13 protein-coding genes, 1 tRNA gene and 1 pseudogene are annotated in these 17,310 nt (G+C 73.2%); 5 read left to right on the forward strand and 10 right to left on the reverse strand.

Annotation, left to right across the window (positions count from 1 at the left end; all coding sequences use genetic code 11):
- A pseudogene (locus AE652_RS16145) lies at positions 1-697 on the forward strand (hydrolase); the annotation flags it as partial.
- Between the two features lie 269 nt (positions 698-966).
- On the opposite strand, the gene AE652_RS16150 reads toward AE652_RS16145, so the two are convergent.
- The 8 genes from AE652_RS16150 to AE652_RS16185 all read right to left on the reverse strand — a co-directional run bounded on the left by AE652_RS16150 (position 967) and on the right by AE652_RS16185 (position 11,728).
- A complete protein-coding gene (locus tag AE652_RS16150; protein ID WP_049652081.1) occupies positions 967-1,641 on the reverse strand; it encodes a response regulator in 675 nt (224 codons plus the stop codon).
- A 69-nt stretch (positions 1,642-1,710) separates the two neighbouring features.
- On the reverse strand, positions 1,711-4,287 hold the full coding sequence (locus tag AE652_RS16155; RefSeq protein WP_053112080.1) for a sensor histidine kinase KdpD: 2,577 nt from the start codon (positions 4,285-4,287) through the stop codon (positions 1,711-1,713).
- A gap of 122 nt (positions 4,288-4,409) precedes the next feature.
- Positions 4,410-5,045 (reverse strand): potassium-transporting ATPase subunit KdpC, encoded by a 636-nt coding sequence (kdpC, locus tag AE652_RS16160; protein ID WP_049652083.1) that lies wholly within the window; start codon positions 5,043-5,045, stop codon positions 4,410-4,412.
- A 20-nt stretch (positions 5,046-5,065) separates the two neighbouring features.
- Positions 5,066-7,231 carry a potassium-transporting ATPase subunit KdpB gene (gene kdpB / locus AE652_RS16165; RefSeq protein WP_049652084.1) on the reverse strand — a complete coding sequence of 722 codons (2,166 nt, stop codon included), beginning with the start codon at positions 7,229-7,231 and terminating at the stop codon, positions 5,066-5,068.
- On the reverse strand, positions 7,231-8,895 hold the full coding sequence (kdpA, locus tag AE652_RS16170; RefSeq protein WP_049652085.1) for a potassium-transporting ATPase subunit KdpA: 1,665 nt from the start codon (positions 8,893-8,895) through the stop codon (positions 7,231-7,233). The genes kdpB and kdpA overlap by 1 nt, the downstream gene beginning before the upstream one ends.
- A 1-nt stretch (position 8,896) precedes the next feature.
- Entirely contained in the window at positions 8,897-8,986 is a 90-nt protein-coding gene (gene kdpF, locus AE652_RS43470) for a K(+)-transporting ATPase subunit F (RefSeq protein ID WP_045693083.1), read from the reverse strand.
- A 422-nt stretch (positions 8,987-9,408) separates the two neighbouring features.
- The gene (locus AE652_RS16180) at positions 9,409-11,241 is read right to left on the reverse strand and encodes an APC family permease (RefSeq protein ID WP_049652086.1); all 1,833 of its coding nucleotides are present in this window, start codon (positions 11,239-11,241) and stop codon (positions 9,409-9,411) included.
- 406 nt (positions 11,242-11,647) lie between these two features.
- Positions 11,648-11,728, reverse strand: a tRNA-Tyr gene (locus AE652_RS16185).
- 220 nt (positions 11,729-11,948) lie between these two features.
- Here AE652_RS16185 and AE652_RS16190 point away from each other — a divergent pair.
- Positions 11,949-12,437: a YajQ family cyclic di-GMP-binding protein gene (locus tag AE652_RS16190; protein ID WP_049652087.1), complete on the forward strand. Its 489-nt coding sequence runs from the start codon at positions 11,949-11,951 to the stop codon at positions 12,435-12,437.
- Between the two features lie 128 nt (positions 12,438-12,565).
- Here the strand turns inward: AE652_RS16190 and AE652_RS43125 are convergent, their stop codons facing one another.
- Positions 12,566-13,060 (reverse strand): hypothetical protein, encoded by a 495-nt coding sequence (locus AE652_RS43125; RefSeq protein WP_063780171.1) that lies wholly within the window; start codon positions 13,058-13,060, stop codon positions 12,566-12,568.
- Positions 13,061-13,761: 701 nt separating this feature from the next.
- On the opposite strand from AE652_RS43125, the gene AE652_RS16200 reads away from it, so the two are divergent.
- From AE652_RS16200 to mug, 3 genes are all read left to right on the forward strand, one after another.
- Positions 13,762-14,841: an aminopeptidase P family protein gene (locus AE652_RS16200; protein WP_049652091.1), complete on the forward strand. Its 1,080-nt coding sequence runs from the start codon at positions 13,762-13,764 to the stop codon at positions 14,839-14,841.
- A 169-nt stretch (positions 14,842-15,010) separates the two neighbouring features.
- Positions 15,011-16,111: a phosphatase PAP2 family protein gene (locus AE652_RS16205; protein ID WP_049652088.1), complete on the forward strand. Its 1,101-nt coding sequence runs from the start codon at positions 15,011-15,013 to the stop codon at positions 16,109-16,111.
- A 14-nt stretch (positions 16,112-16,125) separates the two neighbouring features.
- Positions 16,126-16,668, forward strand: a complete 543-nt coding sequence (gene mug / locus AE652_RS16210; RefSeq protein ID WP_049652089.1) for a G/U mismatch-specific DNA glycosylase — start codon at positions 16,126-16,128, stop codon at positions 16,666-16,668.
- Here the strand turns inward: mug and AE652_RS16215 are convergent.
- On the reverse strand, positions 16,608-17,310 hold a 703-nt coding region (locus AE652_RS16215), incomplete at its 5' end, for a LysR family transcriptional regulator substrate-binding protein (protein WP_234348405.1). The two genes, mug and AE652_RS16215, sit on opposite strands and share 61 nt — an antisense overlap.

Genomic DNA, 17,310 nt, shown 5'->3' on the forward strand with positions numbered 1-17,310 from the left:
CACGGCGGCCGGCGGCTGCCCGGAGCTGGACCCGGACCCGGCCGGGTACGTGCAGCTGCTGCTGGAGGCCGCCCGGGAGGCGGACTGCCCGGTGGACCTGCACACCGGCGCCGGCGACGCCGCCCAACTCGCCCGGATGACGGGGGCGTTGGCCCCGCTGCGGCCCCGGGTGGCACTCGGCCCGTGCGGGGCGCTGCCCCGGGGCGCGTCGACGGTGCTGGCGACCAGCGGGGTCCGGGTGGTCTGCCTGCCGCAGAACGGCTGCTGCACCGGCATGGAGGGCCGCTCGGCGGGCCTGCGGCCGGGCCTGGTACGGGAGTTGGCGGCCGCCGGGGTGCCGCTGGCGGCGGGCAGCGGGGCGCTGCGCGACCCGTCCAACCCGGTCGGCCGGGCGGATCCGCTGGAGTCGGCCTACCTGCTGGCGGCCGGTGGGGAGTTGACCCCGGAGGCGGCGTACGACGCGGTGGCGAACCAGGCCCGGGCGGCGCTCGGCCTGGCGCCGGTCCGGGTGGACGCCGGGTTCCCGGCGGAGCTGCTGGCGGTGCGCGGGGACAGCCTGGCCGGGGCGCTCGCGGGCGGGCACAGCCGGCTGGTGGTGCACAGCGGCCGGGTGGTCAGCCGGACCAGCGCGGTCCGGGAGTTCGCGGACACGGTGGCGCTGGCGCTGCCCCGGCAGTCCGGGGGCGGGGACGGCTGAGCCGGTCCCGGAGTGGGCCTGATGGCCCCTGACGGCAGATGGGGGCGCGCGACTGGTGTCGCGCGCCCCTCCCCCACCTGCTGGCCGCCTCGGGCGGCGGCTGGAGCGGCCCCGGACCTCCCCCACACGGAGCAGGGGCCGCTCGTTCGACACCGACACTACGCCCGCGGAACACCGCCGCCGAGCGGCCTTGACGCCCCCCTGTCGCCCACCGGGCCGCTCTTGACGGCTCGTTGACGGGGGCGCGCCGGCACCGGTGCGCCGGTCCGTCACGGCACGTACCGGTACCCGATCCCCGGCTCGGTGACCAGGTGCCGCGGCCGGGCCGGATCGCGCTCCAACTTGCGGCGCAGCCCGGCGAAGTAGACCCGCAGGTAGTTGCCGCGCCCCTCCTGGGCCGGGCCCCACACCTCGCGCAGGATCTGCCTCCCGGGCACCAGCCGGCCCGGGTTGGCGAGCAGCAGGGCGAGGATGCGCCACTCGGTCGGGGTGAGCCGGACCGGGCCGTTCGGGCCGTGCACCGCGGTGGCCGCGAGGTCCACGGTGTGGTCGCCGATCACCGGCCGGCCCAGCGGCACGTCGCCCAGCGGCCGGCGCAGCACGGCGCGCAGCCGGGCCAGCAGCTCGTCCATCAGGAACGGCTTGGTGAGGTAGTCGTCGGCGCCCGCGTCCAGGGCGCCCACCTTGTCGGCGGCGTCCGTCCGGCCGGAGAGCACGATGATCGGCACCGCGCTGTGGGTGCGCAGGCCGCGCAGCACGTCCATCCCGTCGAGGTCGGGCAGGCCGAGGTCGAGCAGGACGGCGTCCGGGGCACTGTGCGCGGCGCGGTCCAGCGCCTCCCCGCCGCTGGCGGCGGTGCGGACGGCGTAGTGCCGGGCGCTGAGGTTGATCCGCAGGGTGCGCAGGAGGGCGGGCTCGTCGTCGACGACCAGAATCTCACTCATGCGCCCGCCTCGCTTCGCTCGGCAGTCGCTTCGCGAGACACGCACCTTTCGATGGTTCGTTCACTTCGTTCACTCATGTGGAGGTTCCTCCCCGGAGTCTCCAGGCTCGGTGGTGCTGGGCGCGGTGGTGGCGGCGGGCAGGGTGAGCAGCATGGTGGTGCCGCCGCCCGGGGTGTCCTCGACCTCCAGGCTGCCGCCCATCGCCTCGGCGAGGCCGCGGGAGAGGGCGAGGCCGAGGCCGACGCCGGTGGTGTTGTCGGTGTCGCCGAGGCGCTGGAAGGGCAGGAAGACCCGGTCCCGGTCCTCGGGGGCGATGCCGGGGCCGCGGTCGATCACCCGGATCTCCACCTGGTCGGCGTGGTGGCTGGCGGTGACCAGGACGGGCGCGCCGGGGGCGTTGTACCGCAGCGCGTTGGTGATCACGTTGGCGAGCACCCGCTCCAGCAGCGGCGGATCGGCGAGCACCGGCGGGGCGGTGTCCAGGTCGAGCGGCTGGACCGGCGCGTACGGGTCGGGGAGGCTGTCGAGCGCCCGGGGCAGGATCTCGTCGAGGTGGGTCTCGGTGAGGTGCAGGGTGAGCGCGCCGGCCTGGAGGCGGCTCATGTCGAGCAGGTTGTCGACCAGCCGGGTGAGCTTGACCAGCGACTCGTCGGCGGTGGCGAGGAGTTCGGCCTGGTCCTCGGGCGAGAACTCGACGTCGGGGCTGCGCAGCGAGCCGACCGAGGCGCGGGCGGCGGCCAGCGGGGTGCGCAGGTCGTGGCTGACGGCGGCGAGCAGGGCGGTGCGCATCCGGTCGGCGGCCTTGATCGGCTCGACCTCGGCGGCGACCACGGCCAGCCGGTCGCGCTCCAGCGCGGCGGCGACGTGGGCGGCGAAGGCGGTCAGCACCCGCTGGTCGGCGGCGGGCAGCCGGCGGCCGGTGAGCACCAGGAGGGCGTCCGCGCCGACCGGGACCTCGGCGGTCTCGTGCGGCCCCTCGCCGTCGCCCTGGTGGTCCCCCTCGCTGTGCGCGAGCACCTCGCCGTCGCCCCGGGAGAGCAGCGCGACGGCCCGCATGCCGAAGGCCGTCCGGGACTTCTCCAGCAGGGCGGGCAGCGCGTCGGCGCCGCGCAGCACGCTGCCCGCCAGGGTGGAGAGGGTCTCGGCCTCGGCGGTGGCGCGGGCGGCCCGGCTGGTGAGCCGGCCGGCGTGGTCGACCACGGTGGAGACGGTGAGCGCGATCGCGGCGAAGACCACCAGGGCGACGATGTTGTTGGTCTCGCCGATGGTCAGGCTGTGGACCGGCGGGATGAAGTAGTAGTTGAGCAGCACCGAGGCGACGACCGAGGCCAGCAGGGCCGACACCGCGCCGCCGAGCAGGGCGACGATCACCACGCCGAGCTGGAAGATCAGCGCGTCGGTGGTCAGGTTGATGCTGTGGTCCGCCTGCGAGAGCAGGACGGTGAGCAGCCAGGGCACCGCCAGGCCGGCCAGGTAGCCGGCGATGGTGCGGCGCCGGGAGTGGCGGCGGCCGAGCGAGGGCAGCCGGCCGCGGCCGGTGAACTCGTGGGTGACCATGTGGACGTCGATGTCCTCGGAGTCGTCCACGGTGGTCTGCCCGGTGCCGGGGCCGGTGAGGAAGCGGTTGATCCGGCCGCGGCGGCTGGTGCCGAGCACCAGCTGGGTGGCGTGGTGGGCGCGGGCGAAGGTGAGCAGCGCGGTCGGGACGTCGTCGCCGACCACCACGTGGTAGCTGCCGCCGAGGGTCTCCACCAGCTGCCGCTGCTGGGCGAGGGCGCCGGAGGAGGCGCCGGCCAGGCCGTCGCTGCGGGAGACGTGGACGGCCAGCAGTTCGCCGCCGGCCGTGCGGTCGGCGATCCGGGCGGCGCGGCGGATCAGGGTCTCGCCCTCGGGGCCGCCGGTGAGGGCGACCACGACCCGTTCGCGGGTCTCCCAGACCCGGTCGATGTTGTGGCTGGCCCGGTAGTCGCGCAGTCCCTCGTCCACCCGCCCGGCCACCCAGAGCAGGGCGAGTTCACGCAGGGCGGTGAGGTTGCCGACCCGGAAGTAGTTCGAGAGCGCGGCGTCCACCTTCTCCGCCTTGTAGACGTTGCCGTGGGCCATCCGGCGGCGCAGCGCCTGCGGGGCCATGTCGACGAGTTCGATCTGGTCGGCCCGGCGGACCACCTCGTCCGGGACGGTCTCCCGCTGCGGGATGCCGGTGATCTTCCGGACGACGTCGTTCAGCGATTCCAGGTGCTGGATGTTGACGGTGGTGACGACGTCGATCCCGGCGGCGAGCAGTTCCTCGACGTCCTGCCAGCGCTTGGCGTGCCGGCCGCCGGGGATGTTGGTGTGCGCCAGCTCGTCCACCAGCACGACGGACGGGCGGCGGGCGAGCACGCCGTCGAGGTCCATCTCGTCGAACCCGGCGTCCCGGTAGTCGCGGTGGACGCGGGGCACGACCTCCAGGCCCGCCAGCATGGCCTCGGTGTGCGGTCTGCCGTGGCACTCGATGTACCCGACCACGACGTCGGCCCCGCGCTCCTGTCTGCGCCGGGCCTCGTCCAGCATCCGGTACGTCTTGCCGACCCCCGGCGCGGAGCCGAGGTACACCCTCAGCCGGCCGCCGCGGATGCCGGTGCCGGGGGTGAGGTCGCGGGCCATGGGCACTGCTCTTTCCATCGGGAGGTGGTGCACGTCTGCGGACGCGGGTCGGCCGGCCCGGGCGCGGGAGGCGTGCCCCCCGTGCCCGGGCCGGCCCGGTCACCCGTCTGTACGAGGTGGTGTCACTTCTGCTCGCTGAGCGCCTTGTTGAGCAGCACGACGTTGACGCCCTCGTTGCCGAGGAAGCCGAGCGAGCGGCTCTCGGTGTACTTCTCGACCAGTTTGCCCACCGTCTCCACCGGCAGGTCGCGGTGCTTGGCGACCCGCTCGACCTGCTCCTTGGCGTACGCGACGGAGATGTGCGGGTCGAGGCCGGAGCCGGAGGCGGTCAGCGCGTCGGCCGGGACGCTCGCCGGGTCGACGCCGTCGAACGCGGCGACGGCGGCGCGGCGGTCGTTGACGGCCTTCAGCAGGTCCTCGCTGTTCGGGCCGAGGTTGCTGGCGCTGGAGGAGGAGGCGTCGTAGCCGGTCCCGGCGGCGGAGGGGCGCGGCTGGAACCACTTCGGGTCCGGCTGGGCCTCCTCCTTCGGGTCGTCCGGGTTGGTCTTCGGGAGGTTGAAGCTCTGGCCGATCAGGCTGGAGCCGACCTCCCTGCCGCCGGACGTCACCGGCGAGCCGTTCGCCTTGTCGGAGAAGGCGACCTGGGAGACGCCGGTGATCAGGAGCGGGTAGACGACCCCGAGGATCACGGTGAGCACCAGGAGCGCTCGCAGGGCCGTGAAGTGGGTGCGGAGGATCGTCGGCAGGGGCTTGGACATGGTTTTCTCTCCTTCCCGCTTCAGCTGAGGCCGGGGATGAACTGGACGATCAGGTCGATCAGCTTGATGCCGACGAACGGCACCACCAGGCCGCCGAAGCCGTAGACGCCGATGTTGCGGCGCAGCAGCGAGCTGGCGTCGGACGGGCGGTAGCGCACGCCGCGCAGGGCGAGCGGGATCAGGCCGATGATGACCAGGGCGTTGAAGATGATCGCCGAGGTGATCGCGGACTGCGGGCTGTGCAGGCCCATGATGTTGAGGTGGCTCAGGCCCGGGTAGACCCCGGCGAACATCGCGGGGATGATCGCGAAGTACTTGGCCACGTCGTTGGCGATCGAGAAGGTGGTCAGCGCGCCGCGGGTGATCAGCAGCTGCTTGCCGATCTCCACGATCTCGATCAGCTTGGTCGGGTTGGAGTCCAGGTCGACCATGTTGCCGGCCTCCTTGGCCGCCATGGTCCCGGTGTTCATCGCGACGCCGACGTCGGCCTGGGCGAGCGCGGGGGCGTCGTTGGTGCCGTCGCCGGTCATCGCGACCAGCTTGCCGCCCTCCTGCTCCTTCTTGATCAGGGCCATCTTGTCCTCGGGCGTGGCCTCGGCGAGGAAGTCGTCCACGCCGGCCTCCTCCGCGATCGCCTTGGCGGTCAGCGGGTTGTCGCCCGTGATCATGATGGTCTTGATGCCCATCCGGCGGAGCTCGTCGAAGCGCTCCCGCATGCCCTCCTTGACCACGTCCTTGAGGTGGATGACCCCCAGGACGCGGGCGGGCGCGCTGCCCGTCTTCGCGGCCACGACCAGCGGGGTGCCACCCGCGGCGGAGATCCCGTCGACCAGGGCGGAGACCTCGTCGCCGACCGAACCGCCGTTCCCGGTCACCCAGTTGGAGACGGCCCCGGCGGCGCCCTTGCGGACCTGGTGGACGCCCACCCGTCGCCCACCACCGCCCTTGTCCGAGTCGCTGCGCTCCGCCCCTTCCATTTCCTCGTCCAGGTCGACGCCCGACATCCGGGTCTGGGCGGTGAACGGGACCCAGGTGGCGTGGGTCAGCTCGCCCTGGGCGCGGGCCCGCAGACCGTACTCGGTCTTGGCGAGGACCACGATCGAGCGGCCCTCCGGGGTCTCGTCCGCGAGCGAGGAGAGCTGCGCGGCACTGGCCAGGTCCTCGGTGGAGACGCCCGGGGCGGGCAGGAACTCGGCGGCCTGGCGGTTGCCCAGGGTGATGGTGCCGGTCTTGTCGAGCAGCAGGGTGTTGACGTCGCCGGCGGCCTCGACGGCGCGGCCGGACATCGCCAGCACGTTGCGCTGCACCAGCCGGTCCATGCCGGCGATGCCGATCGCGGAGAGCAGCGCGCCGATGGTGGTCGGGATGAGCGCCACGATCAGGGCGACCAGGACGATCATCGACTGCGGGGCGCCCGCGTAGGTGGCCATCGGCTGGAGCGTGACGACCGCGACCAGGAAGACGATGGTCAGCGAGGCCAGCAGGATGTTGAGCGCGATCTCGTTCGGCGTCTTCTGCCGGTCGGCGCCCTCGACCAGGGCGATCATCCGGTCCACGAACGACTTGCCGGGCTCCGAGGCGATCTTCACCACGATCCGGTCGGACAGCACCTTGGTGCCGCCGGTGACGGCACTGCGGTCGCCGCCGGACTCCCGGATGACGGGCGCGGACTCGCCGGTGATCGCCGACTCGTCGACGCTCGCGACACCCTCGACCACGTCGCCGTCACCGGGGATGACCTGCCCGGCCTCGACCACCACGTGGTCGCCGAGCCGGAGCGCGGTGCCGGGCACCTCCTCCTCGGCGCCGGTGGCCGGCCAGTCGGTGAGCCGGCGGGCCATGGTGTCGCTCTTGGTCTTGCGCAGGGTGTCGGCCTGCGCCTTGCCGCGGCCCTCGGCGACGGCCTCGGCCAGGTTGGCGAAGATCGTGGTCAGCCAGAGCCAGACGGTGATGGCCCAGGCGAACACGGACGGGTCGGCGATCGCGGCGACGGTGGTGACCACCGAGCCGACCTCGACCACGAACATCACCGGGTTCTTGACCATCACCCGGGGGTCGAGCTTCTTCACCGCGTCCGGCACGGACGCGAGGATCAGCTTCGGGTCGAGCAGGCCGCTCGACACTCTGTGCGGCGCGGCGGGCTCCGCCTTGTCGGCCGGTGCGGGGTTGAGCGTAGGGGTGGACATCAGGAGGACAGACCTTCCGCGATCGGCCCGAGAGCCAGGGCCGGGAAGTAGGTGAGGCCGACGACGATCAGGATCACGCCCGACAGCAGGCCCACGAACAGCGGCTTGTGGGTGGGCAGGGTGCCCGGGGTGGCCGGGACCGGCTGCTGCTGGGCGAGCGAGCCGGACAGCGCCAGGACGAAGACGATCGGCAGCAGCCGGCCGAAGATCATCGCCAGGCCGAGCGCGGTGTCGTACCAGTCGGTGTTGACGGTGATGCCGCCGAAGGCCGAGCCGTTGTTGTTGGCCGCCGAGGTGAAGGCGTACAGCACCTCGGAGAAGCCGTGGGCGCCCGAGTTGAGCATCCCGGCGCGCTCACCCGGCAGGGCCATCGCCACACCCGTGCCGACCAGCACGATCGTCGGCGTGGTGAGGATGTACAGCGAGGCGAACTTCATCTCCCGGCCGCCGAGCTTCTTGCCCAGGTACTCGGGGGTGCGGCCGACCATCAGGCCCGCCACGAACACCGCGATGACCGCCAGCACGAGCATCCCGTACAGGCCGGAGCCCACACCGCCGGGCGCGATCTCGCCCAGCATCATGTTGAAGACCGTCAGCCCGCCGCCGAACGGCGTGTACGAGTCGTGGAAGGAGTTCACCGCGCCGGTCGAGGTCAGCGTCGTCGAGGCGGCGAACAGCGAGCTCGCGGCGATGCCGAAGCGCTGCTCCTTGCCCTCCATCGCGGCGCCCGCGGCCTGCAGGGCGGCGCCGTGGTGCTGCGACTCGGCGAGGGTCAGCAGGGCCACCGAGGCGGCCCAGAACAGGCCCATCACGGCGACGATCGCGTAGCCCTGGCGGTTGTCCCCCACCATCCGGCCGAAGGTCCGCGGCAGCGCGAACGGGATCAGCAGGATCAGGAAGATCTCGACCAGGTTGGTGAAACCGGTCGGGTTCTCGAACGGGTGCGCCGAGTTGGCGTTGAAGAAGCCGCCGCCGTTGGTGCCGAGCAGCTTGATGACCTCCTGGGAGGCCACCGGGCCGCCCGGGATCTTCTGGACCTCGCCGGCCAGCGAGGTCACCTCGTGGAAGCCGTGGAAGTTCTGGATCACGCCGTTGGCGGCCAGCACCAGGGCGAAGACGATCGAGATCGGCAGCAGCAGGCGCAGGTTGATCCGGGTGAGGTCCACCCAGAAGTTGCCGATCCGGTCCGTCCGGTTGCGGGTGAAGCCCCGGATCAGCGCGGCGACGACGGCGATGCCGACGGCCGCGGAGACGAAGTTCTGCACCGCCAGGCCCGCCATCTGCACCAGGTGGCCCATCGCGGACTCGCCGCCGTAGGACTGCCAGTTGGTGTTGGCGACGAACGAGATCGCGGTGTTCCAGGCCTGGTGGCCCTCCATCTGCGGAACACCCAGGTTCAGCAGCAGGTAGCCCTGGAGGCGGATCAGGCCGTAGAGGAAGAGGACGGAGACGGCCGAGAAGGCCAGCACCGAGCGGAGGTACGACGGCCAGCGCTGGTCCGCGTCGCCGTCGACGCCGATCAGCTTGTAGATGCCGCGCTCGACTCTGAGGTGCTTGGCGGGGGTGAGGAGCTTGGCGATGTAGTCGCCGAGGGGGCGGTAGCACAGGGCCAGCGCGCCGACGAGGGCGATGACCTGGAGCCAGCCCGCGAGAGTGGATCCCATGTCAGAACTTCTCCGGGAAGATCAGCGCCACGACGAGATAGCCGACGAGCGCGACGGCCACGACCAGACCAGCGATGTTCTCGGCGCTCACAGCTTCTCCACCCCCCGCGCGATCAGGGCGATGACGGCGAACACGGCGACCGTGACACCGACGTAGATGAGATCGGACATGGGCTCCACCAGAGTGGTTCGGGAGATGCCGCGACCTGGGCCGAAGGGGCTCGCGCGGCGCCGGCGGACGACCGGCAGATGCAGCAAACCAGCCGTCAGCGGCGCGTTATGGGGCCCTGACGCCCTCCATACGGGTGACAGCGCGACGTTGACGCGGCCTTGACGGGCGCTTCACCGGACCGAGACCGTCGTGATCGGGCCGAGACACGACGGCGGGCCGGGGGCGCGTTCGGCGGCGGGCCGGGGGCTCGTTCGGCGGCGGGCCGCTGAGGGCACGTCCGGGTACGGAACGGCCCCGGGCGGCGGGCTGCCGTCCGGGGCCGTTCCGTACCCGTCCCCTGATCACATCCGCATGCGCAACCGGCAGACCACCGCGTCGGTGTGCCGCCGCAGGGCGCGGTCGATCACGGCGCCGCGCCGGTTCTGGAGCGCCCGCTGCCACCAGCGGGCCGGCTCCACCTCGGGGATCAGCACGGTGAGCCGGTCGTAGGCGTGCTCCGCCCCCAGCTCGTTGACGAAGTCGGCGATCGGCCGGCCCAGCCGGCGGTGGGCATCCGGGATCTCCACCAACGGCACGCCCGGCCGCCACAGCTCCCAGTCCCGGCGCAGCGCCTCGGCGGCGGCCGGCTCGTGCACCACGGTCACCGCCATCACCTCGTCGCCGAGCGAGAGCGCCGCCGACAGGCCGTCCCTGGTCAGCCGGGTGATCGCGGTCACCGGGACGACGACCAGGCTGCGCTGCCTGGTCACCGGGCCGGGCACCCGGCCCAGCTCCAGCCGCTCGCCGATCCGCCCGTAACTGCGGTGGACCGCCTCGAACAGCACCACCAGCAGCGGCAGGGCCACCACGATGCCCCAGGCGCCCTCGGTGAACTTGGTGCCGGTGACGACCAGCGCCGCGACGCCGGTGAGCAGCGCCCCGAAGCCGTTCAGCGCGGCCTTCCACCGCCAGCCGGACGGCCGGTGCAGCAGCCAGTGCCGGACCATGCCGACCTGGCAGATGGTGAAGCCGACGAACACGCCGATCGAGAACAGCGGCACCAGGCTGTTGACGTCCCCGCCGGAGCCGGCCAGCAGCGCCGCCGACACCGCGGCCAGGAACAGCACGCCGTACCGGTACACCTGGCGGTCGGCGCGCAGCGCGAACAGGTGCGGGAGGTGGTTGTCCCGGGCGAGCAGGTCGAGCAGCACCGGCAGCCCGCCGAAGGAGGTGTTGGCGGCCAGCCCGAGCAGCACCACGGTGGCGAACTGGACGACGTAGAAGCCGAAGCCGTGGCCGAGCGAGGCGTCGGCGAGCTGGGCGAGCACGGTGACGCCCTCGACCGGCTGGAGGTGGAAGCGGCCGATCAGCACGGCCAGTCCGATCAGCATCACGCCGAGCAGGGCGCCGAGCGCGACCTCGGTGTGCTGGGCGCGCTTGACCCGCGGAGTGCGGAAGGAGGGGACGGCGTTGGCCACCGCCTCCACCCCGGTCAGCGCGGAACAGCCGGCCGCGAAGGCCTTGAGCAGCAGCAGCGCGCCGACGGTGGTGGCGTTCTCGGCGAGCGTCGAGGCATGGCCGGCGGCGGCCGCGGTGCTGGCCGGGGCGTCCCGGAACAGGCCGACCACGACGATCGCCAGGATGGAGAGCACGAAGACGGCCGTCGGCGCCATGAACCAGCGCGCCGACTCGGCGATCCCCCGCAGGTTCACCGCGGTGACCAGCGCGAGCACCCCCAGGCAGAGCCAGACCCGGTCGTCGTACAGGCCCGGGACGGCCGAGGTGAGCGCGGCGACGCCGGCGGTGACCGAGACCGCCACGTTCAGCACGTAGTCGACGACCAGCGAGGCGGCCGCGGTCAGCGCGGTCCGGCGGCCGAGGTGCGCCTTGGCCACCGCGTAGGCGCCGCCGCCGTCCGGGAACGCCGCGATCACCTGCCGGTAGGAGGCCACCAGCACCGCCAGCAGCAGGGCGATCGCCGCGGTGACCGGCAGCGTGAAGCCCAGCCCGTACGCCCCGGCGGCGGCCAGCACCAGCACGATCGACTCCGGCCCGTACGCGACCGAGGCCATGGCGTCCAGCGAGAGCGCGGCCAGCCCGCCGAGCGCGCTGAGCCGGTGCCGCTCGTCTCCCGCGCCGATGCCAGGCGGCTCGGAGTCGGCCGTGACGGCCGGGGTGGTGATGGCGCTGGACATCGGACGGGACCTCCGCAGTCGGTAGTTGCTCCGATCCTGCGGTCCGCGCGCCCATCGCCCGCCGGGCCCCTACGCGTTCCTGACGCCGCCACGAGCGGCCTTGACGCGCCCTTGACGCGGCCGTCACGCCGCGTCGGCCTCCGTCGGGTGGCTGTTGGCGGGGGTGGGGCGAGCCGTTTGTCCCGGCGGTCGCCGGCTGGGAAGACGATCAGCTCTGTCGAAGGACTCCCACCCCCGGGCCCCACTCTGCTGCCTGGTACCCGTAATTGCAAGCAATGTGCAATAAGTCGGCCCGACACCCGCCCTCCCGACTCCCCGCTCCCCTGCCCCCGGCAAGGCCGCCCGGGCAAAACGAAACAGCCCCCGATCCGCGTTTCCGCAGATCGGGGGCTGTTTCTCTATCCTGTGGCTGGTGCAGGGTTCGAACCTGCGTAGCTTGCGCGACAGATTTACAGTCTGCTCCCTTTGGCCGCTCGGGCAACCAGCCAGGATCTTCGTTTCCCGGGGTGTTCACCCCGTTCGACTTGGTAAACCATACCCGATGCCGGGGGGTGCTCCGCCACTCGATAGATCACGCGACGATCAAGAAACCGCGGGCGCCCGCTACGGGCGGGGCCGGTGTGGCGCTGGATAGGCTGGGGTCGCGGGCGCCCCCGAGGGGCGGGCCCGTGCCAGTGAAGACCAGAGCATCAAGGAGACCAATACCCATGGCCGACTCCAGTTTCGACATCGTCTCGAAGGTCGAGTGGCAGGAGGTCGACAACGCGATCAACCAGACCTCCCGCGAGATCGCGACGCGCTTCGACTTCAAGAACGTGGGCGCCGAGATCAGCCGCTCGGGCGAGAAGATCGAGATGAAGGCGAACGGCGAGGAGCGCGTGCGCGCCGTACTCGACATCCTCCAGACCAAGTTCGTGAAGCGCGGCCTGTCGCTGAAGGCCCTGGACGCCAACGAGCCCCAGCTGTCCGGCAAGGAGTACAAGATCTTCGCCAACGTCAAGGAGGGCATCACCACGGAGGACGCGAAGAAGGTCGCGAAGATCATCCGTGACGAGGGCCCGAAGGGCGTCAAGGCGCAGGTCCAGGGCGACGAGCTGCGCGTCAGCTCGAAGAGCCGCGACGACCTCCAGGCCGTGCAGGCCCTGCTCAAGGGCAAGGACCTGGACTTCGCGATCCAGTACGTGAACTACCGCTGACCCTCCGGTCGGCCGGTTCGACGGACGACGGCGCGGCCCTGCTCCCCGCTTTCGGGGGCGGGGCCGTTCGCGTCGGCGGGGCCGGGGCGGGCGGCGGGGCCGACGGGCGGTGGGGCGCGGGGGTCGGGTCAGCCGGTCGACTCCGCCCAGCCGGCGGTGCTGCGGTGCCGGCCCAGGCCGACCGACTCGAACTCGTCCGCCCGGCCCTCCTCGGTGCGCGCACCGATCCGTCGCAGGACGTGGGAGATCGGGGTGCCGTCGACCGGGGCGGGCTCGAACTCGCCGATGGTGAGCGGGCCGAGGGTGACCGCGCCGTCCGCCCAGACGGCGGCGCGCTGGGTGCCGCTGCCGCCGAAGTACTCGGCCTCGACGCAGGCGATCGGGCCGGCCTTCGACCAGGCGGCCAGCCGGAGTTCGAAGCCGTCCGAGTGCCAGCCGAACCCGGCCCCGCCGCGCGGCTTGCGCACGCTGCCGTCCCCCTGGAGCGCGGCGAGGACGGCGGAGGTGACCGGGATCATCGCCAGCCCCTGTGCCAAGGGCACCACCCGGGCCGCCGGAACCTCCGCGGCCGCCACCGTCAGCAGCTCCCGTGTTCCTATCAGCGCCTGGAGTTCATAGGACATGGCGGCCATGGTGTCCCACCGCACCGACAGTCGGCCCGGAATTTATGATTCCGTGCCCGGTCGGAGACCGTAGAGCAGGCTGCGGGGCCTTTGGAGCGGTCCGCGGCCGGTCCGCGGGGCCCGGATCGCGCCGTCGGCCGCGGCTCCTCCGGTCCTGCCGCCGGTCACCCGCTCGGGTGCTCGCGGCATGCGGCGGCCGCGGCGCCCCGGTGGACTGGCCGGGTACGGCCTCTCTTCCCGACCCCTCCCCCGGCTCCCGCGCGGTCGGGCGCTCCCGGCCGGGGCCGTACGGAGGAGGACCGCATGCATGCGCCGGACAGACCCCCGCCGAGCCGGACGGCCGCCGCCGCACCGGCCCTGGCGCTCCGCGGGCCGGCCCGCACCCTGCTCGGCCTCGTCCCGGCGCTGGTGCTCCGGCTGTCGGCAGGAGCGATCGCACCGACCCCGCCGATCGCACCAGCAGGACCGGCAGGACCAACAGGACCGGCAGGACCGGCCTCCGCCGGGGGCCGCGGCGGCCCCCGGCGGGGAGCGCCGGACCCGCCGGAACCGCGCCGGCCCGCCGGGGCTCCCCCGAGGGCTTCACCAACTCCTCCCGGAAGTGATGGAGTTGACGCGACGGAGGCTCAGCAGAGCCCGTCCGGCCCAGAGGAGGAACCGCCGTGCCCCGCCCCTTCACCGTGCAGGACCACACCGACCGGATGACCCGTGCCACCGCCGAGGCGACCGCCGCCGGACTGGCCGGCCTGGTCGTCGCCCCCGGCCCCGACCTGGCCTACCTGTGCGGCTACTCGCCCACCGCGATCACCGAGCGGCTGACCGCCCTCGTGCTCGCGGCCGGACGCGAACCCACCCTGGTGGTGCCCAAGTTGGAGCGTCCGGACGCCGAGAAGGCGGTCGGCGCCCCGGCCGTCCGGCTGCTCGACTGGTCCGACGGCGAGGACCCGTTCGCCACCGCGGGCCCGCTGCTCGACCCGGCCGGCCGGTACGGCGTCTCCGACAACACCTGGGCCCTGCACCTGCTCGGCTTCCAGGCCGCGCTGCCCGGCGTCTCCTTCACCTCGCTCACCGACAGCCTGCCGATGCTGCGCGCCGTCAAGGACACCGAGGAGCTGGAGCGGCTGGCCTCGGCCGGCGGCGCGGCGGACGCCGCCTACCGGGGCATCCTGGAGGTCCCCTTCGCCGGCCGCCGGGAGACCGACGTGGCCGCCGACCTCGGCGCGCTGCTCATCCAGTACGGGCACAGCCAGGTCGACTTCACCGTGGTCGGCTCCGGCCCGAACGGCGCCGACCCGCACCACGAGGCCGGTGAGCGGGTCATCCGTACGGGTGACACGGTGGTGCTGGACTTCGGCGGTCTCAAGGACGGCTACGGCTCCGACACCACCCGGACCGTGCACGTCGGCCCGGACGTCCCGGACGAGGTGCGGACGGTGCACGAGCTGGTCCGGCTGGCCCAGCAGACCGCCTTCGAGGCGGTCCGGCCCGGTGTCAGCTGCCAGGAGATCGACCGGATCGCCCGCCGGGTGATCACCGAGGGCGGGTACGGCGAGTACTTCATCCACCGCACCGGCCACGGCATCGGCACCACCACGCACGAACCTCCGTACCTGGTCGAGGGCGAGGAGCGGCCGCTGGTGCCCGGCATGTGCTTCTCCATCGAGCCCGGGATCTACCTGCCCGGCCGGTTCGGGGTGCGGATCGAGGACATCGTCACCGTCACCCCGGCCGGCGGCCGCCGCTTCAACAACACCCCGCACGAGCTGGGCATCGTGTCCTGAGGCCGCCGGACGGTGCCGGAAGGCGCCCGACGGTGTCCGCAGGTGCCCGAGGGCGCCTTCCGGTGCCTGACCGTGTGTCGAACCGGGTGACGACCGGGTCGGACGTTCTTACGATCCGGTCATATTTCACCCAGAGACCTCCAAGTTTGGGTTGCTAGTTTCAGTGCGCATGACCAAGACCCTCTCCCCGGCCCCGCACGACGTGCGGGCCGGGCAGCCGCGCCCGGTGCCTCCGCCCCGCCCCCGCGTGACGGGCTGGTCGAGACTCCGATGGCTGGCCTGGCCGCTCTACCTGACGTGCCTCCTCTGGTTCCTGCGCACCGAGGGCATCCCCGCCGCCAACGACGTGCTGTTCCTCTGGCTGATCGCCGCCCTGCTGACCGGCGCCGTGCACAGCGGGCACGGCCCCCGCGGCTTCCTCCTGGTCCTGCGCGACTGGGTCCCGGTGATGGCCGTGGTGTGGACGTACTCGCTGCTGCGCGGCTACGGCGCGCACACCCCGTGGGCCCCGCACTGGCTGCCGCAGCTGCGCTTCGACGAGGTGCTCGGCTTCGGCGAGACCTGGACCGTCCGGCTCCAGCACGCCCTCTACACCGCCGGCTCGCCGCACTGGTACGACTACGCCGCGGTGGCCGTCTACCTCTCGCACTTCTTCGTCGTCTTCCTGCTGCTCGCGGTGCTCTGGCGGCGCGCCCACCAGCGCTTCCGCCAGCTGCTCGCCGCCTACCTGACGCTCACCTTCGCGGGCTTCGCCACCTACCTCCTCTACCCGGCCGACCCGCCGTGGCTGGTCGCCCAGGAGGGCAACCTGCCGCACCTGTCCCGGGTGGTCTGGGAGGTGATCTCGGTGAGCGGGCTGCCGCAGGCCGACTCGCTGCTGGAGAACGGCAGCCAGTTCGCCAACGACGTCGCCGCGATGCCCTCGCTGCACTCCGCCTACCCGGCGATGCTGCTGTTCTTCTTCTGGCCCACCGCCAAGCGCTGGCTGCGGGCGGTGCTGGTCGCCTACCCGCTCGCGATGACCTTCACCCTGGTGTACGGCGCGGAGCACTTCATCATCGACGTCTTCGTCGGCTGGGCGTACGCGGCCGCGGTGGTGTTCGGCCTGCGCCGGCTGCGCGACCGCCGGGCGGCCAGGGCCTCGGCCCCGCTCGCGGCCCCGGCCCCGGTCCGGGCGGAGGCGACGGCCGAGGACGCGACCGAGGCCCCGGCCGAGGGCACGGCCCGGACGGAGGCCCCCGCCAAGGGCACGGCAGACTTGGCCGGGTGAATCCGAGCGCACCGATGAAGCCCACCGCCGAGCAGCTGCTGGCCGCCAAGGACAGCACCATCCCGGACGTCTCCGGGCCCGGGCTGCGGGTGCTGTTCTGCGGCATCAACCCGGGCCTGTGGTCCGGTGCCACCGGCCACCACTTCGCCCGCCCGGGCAACCGCTTCTGGCCCGCCCTGCACCGCTCCGGCTTCACCGGGCGCCAGTACCGCCCGGACGAGCAGCGGGAGTTGCTCGCGCTCGGGCTGGGCATCACCAACGTCGCCCCGCGCGCCACCGCCAAGGCGGACGAGCTGACCACCGAGGAGCTGCGCGAGGGCGGCGCCGCGCTGCGCGAGCGGGTGCTGCGGCTGCGCCCGCGCGCCCTGGCCGTGCTCGGCATCGGCGCCTACCGGACGGCCTTCGGGCAGCGCCGGGCCCCGCTCGGGCGGCAGCCGGAGGGCATCGGCGACACCGAGGTGTGGGTGCTGCCGAACCCCAGCGGCCTCAACGCCCACTACACCCTGGACGGGCTGGCCGAGGAGTTCCGCAGGCTCCGGGAGGCCGTCGGGGGCTGAGCGGCCGCCGGGGCCGGGGCCTCTTCCGGAGCCCCGGCCGGTGCCGAAGGACGCGCCGCCGCCGAGGGCCGGGCCGCCACCAGCCCGGCGGGCAGCGGCAGTTCGCGCAGTTCCCGGATCAGCGCCCGGACGGCGGCCGTCCCGGCCAGCTCGGGCGTGGTGACGTACCCGACGGAGCGGCTGGGCGGCCGCGGCCCGAGGTCGGTGACGGCGAGGCCGGCCGGGGCGCCGAGCAGGGCGGTCCGGGGCATGATCGCCATGCCGAGGCCCTGGGCGACCAGCGAGACGGCCACCGTGTCGTCCTCCACGTCCACGGTCGCGGGCGGGATCCAGTCCTGCCGCTGCCACCAGTCCCGGGTGTACGAGCCGCAGTTCTCGTCCCAGTCGACCAGCGGGAGTTCGCGCGGCGCCGGGTGGCCCTGCGGGTGCGCGAGCGCGTACGACTCCTCGTACAGTCGCACCGCGACCAGGCCCGGGACGGGCGGCGGGCCGCCCGCGTCGAGCGTTGCCAGCCCGAGGTCGGCGCGCCCGTCGGCGACCTCCCCGGCGCTGCCCCGGCCGAGCTCCCGGACGATCCGGACCCGGGTGCCGAGCCCGGGGTGGCGCTCGGCGAGCCGGGCCAGGACGGGTGGCAGCAGATGG

The sequence above is a fragment of the Kitasatospora sp. MY 5-36 genome (genome assembly GCF_001182915.1).
Classification (GTDB): domain Bacteria; phylum Actinomycetota; class Actinomycetes; order Streptomycetales; family Streptomycetaceae; genus Kitasatospora.

Coding starts and splice junctions, on each gene's coding strand:
- AE652_RS16150 (WP_049652081.1), bottom strand. CDS start 1,641: ATGAGTGAGATTCTGGTCGTCGACGACGAGCCCGCCCTCCTGCGCACC.
- AE652_RS16155 (WP_053112080.1), bottom strand. CDS start 4,287: ATGGCCCGCGACCTCACCCCCGGCACCGGCATCCGCGGCGGCCGGCTG.
- kdpC (WP_049652083.1), bottom strand. CDS start 5,045: ATGTCCAAGCCCCTGCCGACGATCCTCCGCACCCACTTCACGGCCCTG.
- kdpB (WP_049652084.1), bottom strand. CDS start 7,231: ATGTCCACCCCTACGCTCAACCCCGCACCGGCCGACAAGGCGGAGCCC.
- kdpA (WP_049652085.1), bottom strand. CDS start 8,895: ATGGGATCCACTCTCGCGGGCTGGCTCCAGGTCATCGCCCTCGTCGGC.
- AE652_RS16180 (WP_049652086.1), bottom strand. CDS start 11,241: ATGTCCAGCGCCATCACCACCCCGGCCGTCACGGCCGACTCCGAGCCG.
- AE652_RS16190 (WP_049652087.1), top strand. CDS start 11,949: ATGGCCGACTCCAGTTTCGACATCGTCTCGAAGGTCGAGTGGCAGGAG.
- AE652_RS43125 (WP_063780171.1), bottom strand. CDS start 13,060: ATGTCCTATGAACTCCAGGCGCTGATAGGAACACGGGAGCTGCTGACG.
- AE652_RS16200 (WP_049652091.1), top strand. CDS start 13,762: ATGACCCGTGCCACCGCCGAGGCGACCGCCGCCGGACTGGCCGGCCTG.
- AE652_RS16205 (WP_049652088.1), top strand. CDS start 15,011: ATGACCAAGACCCTCTCCCCGGCCCCGCACGACGTGCGGGCCGGGCAG.
- mug (WP_049652089.1), top strand. CDS start 16,126: ATGAAGCCCACCGCCGAGCAGCTGCTGGCCGCCAAGGACAGCACCATC.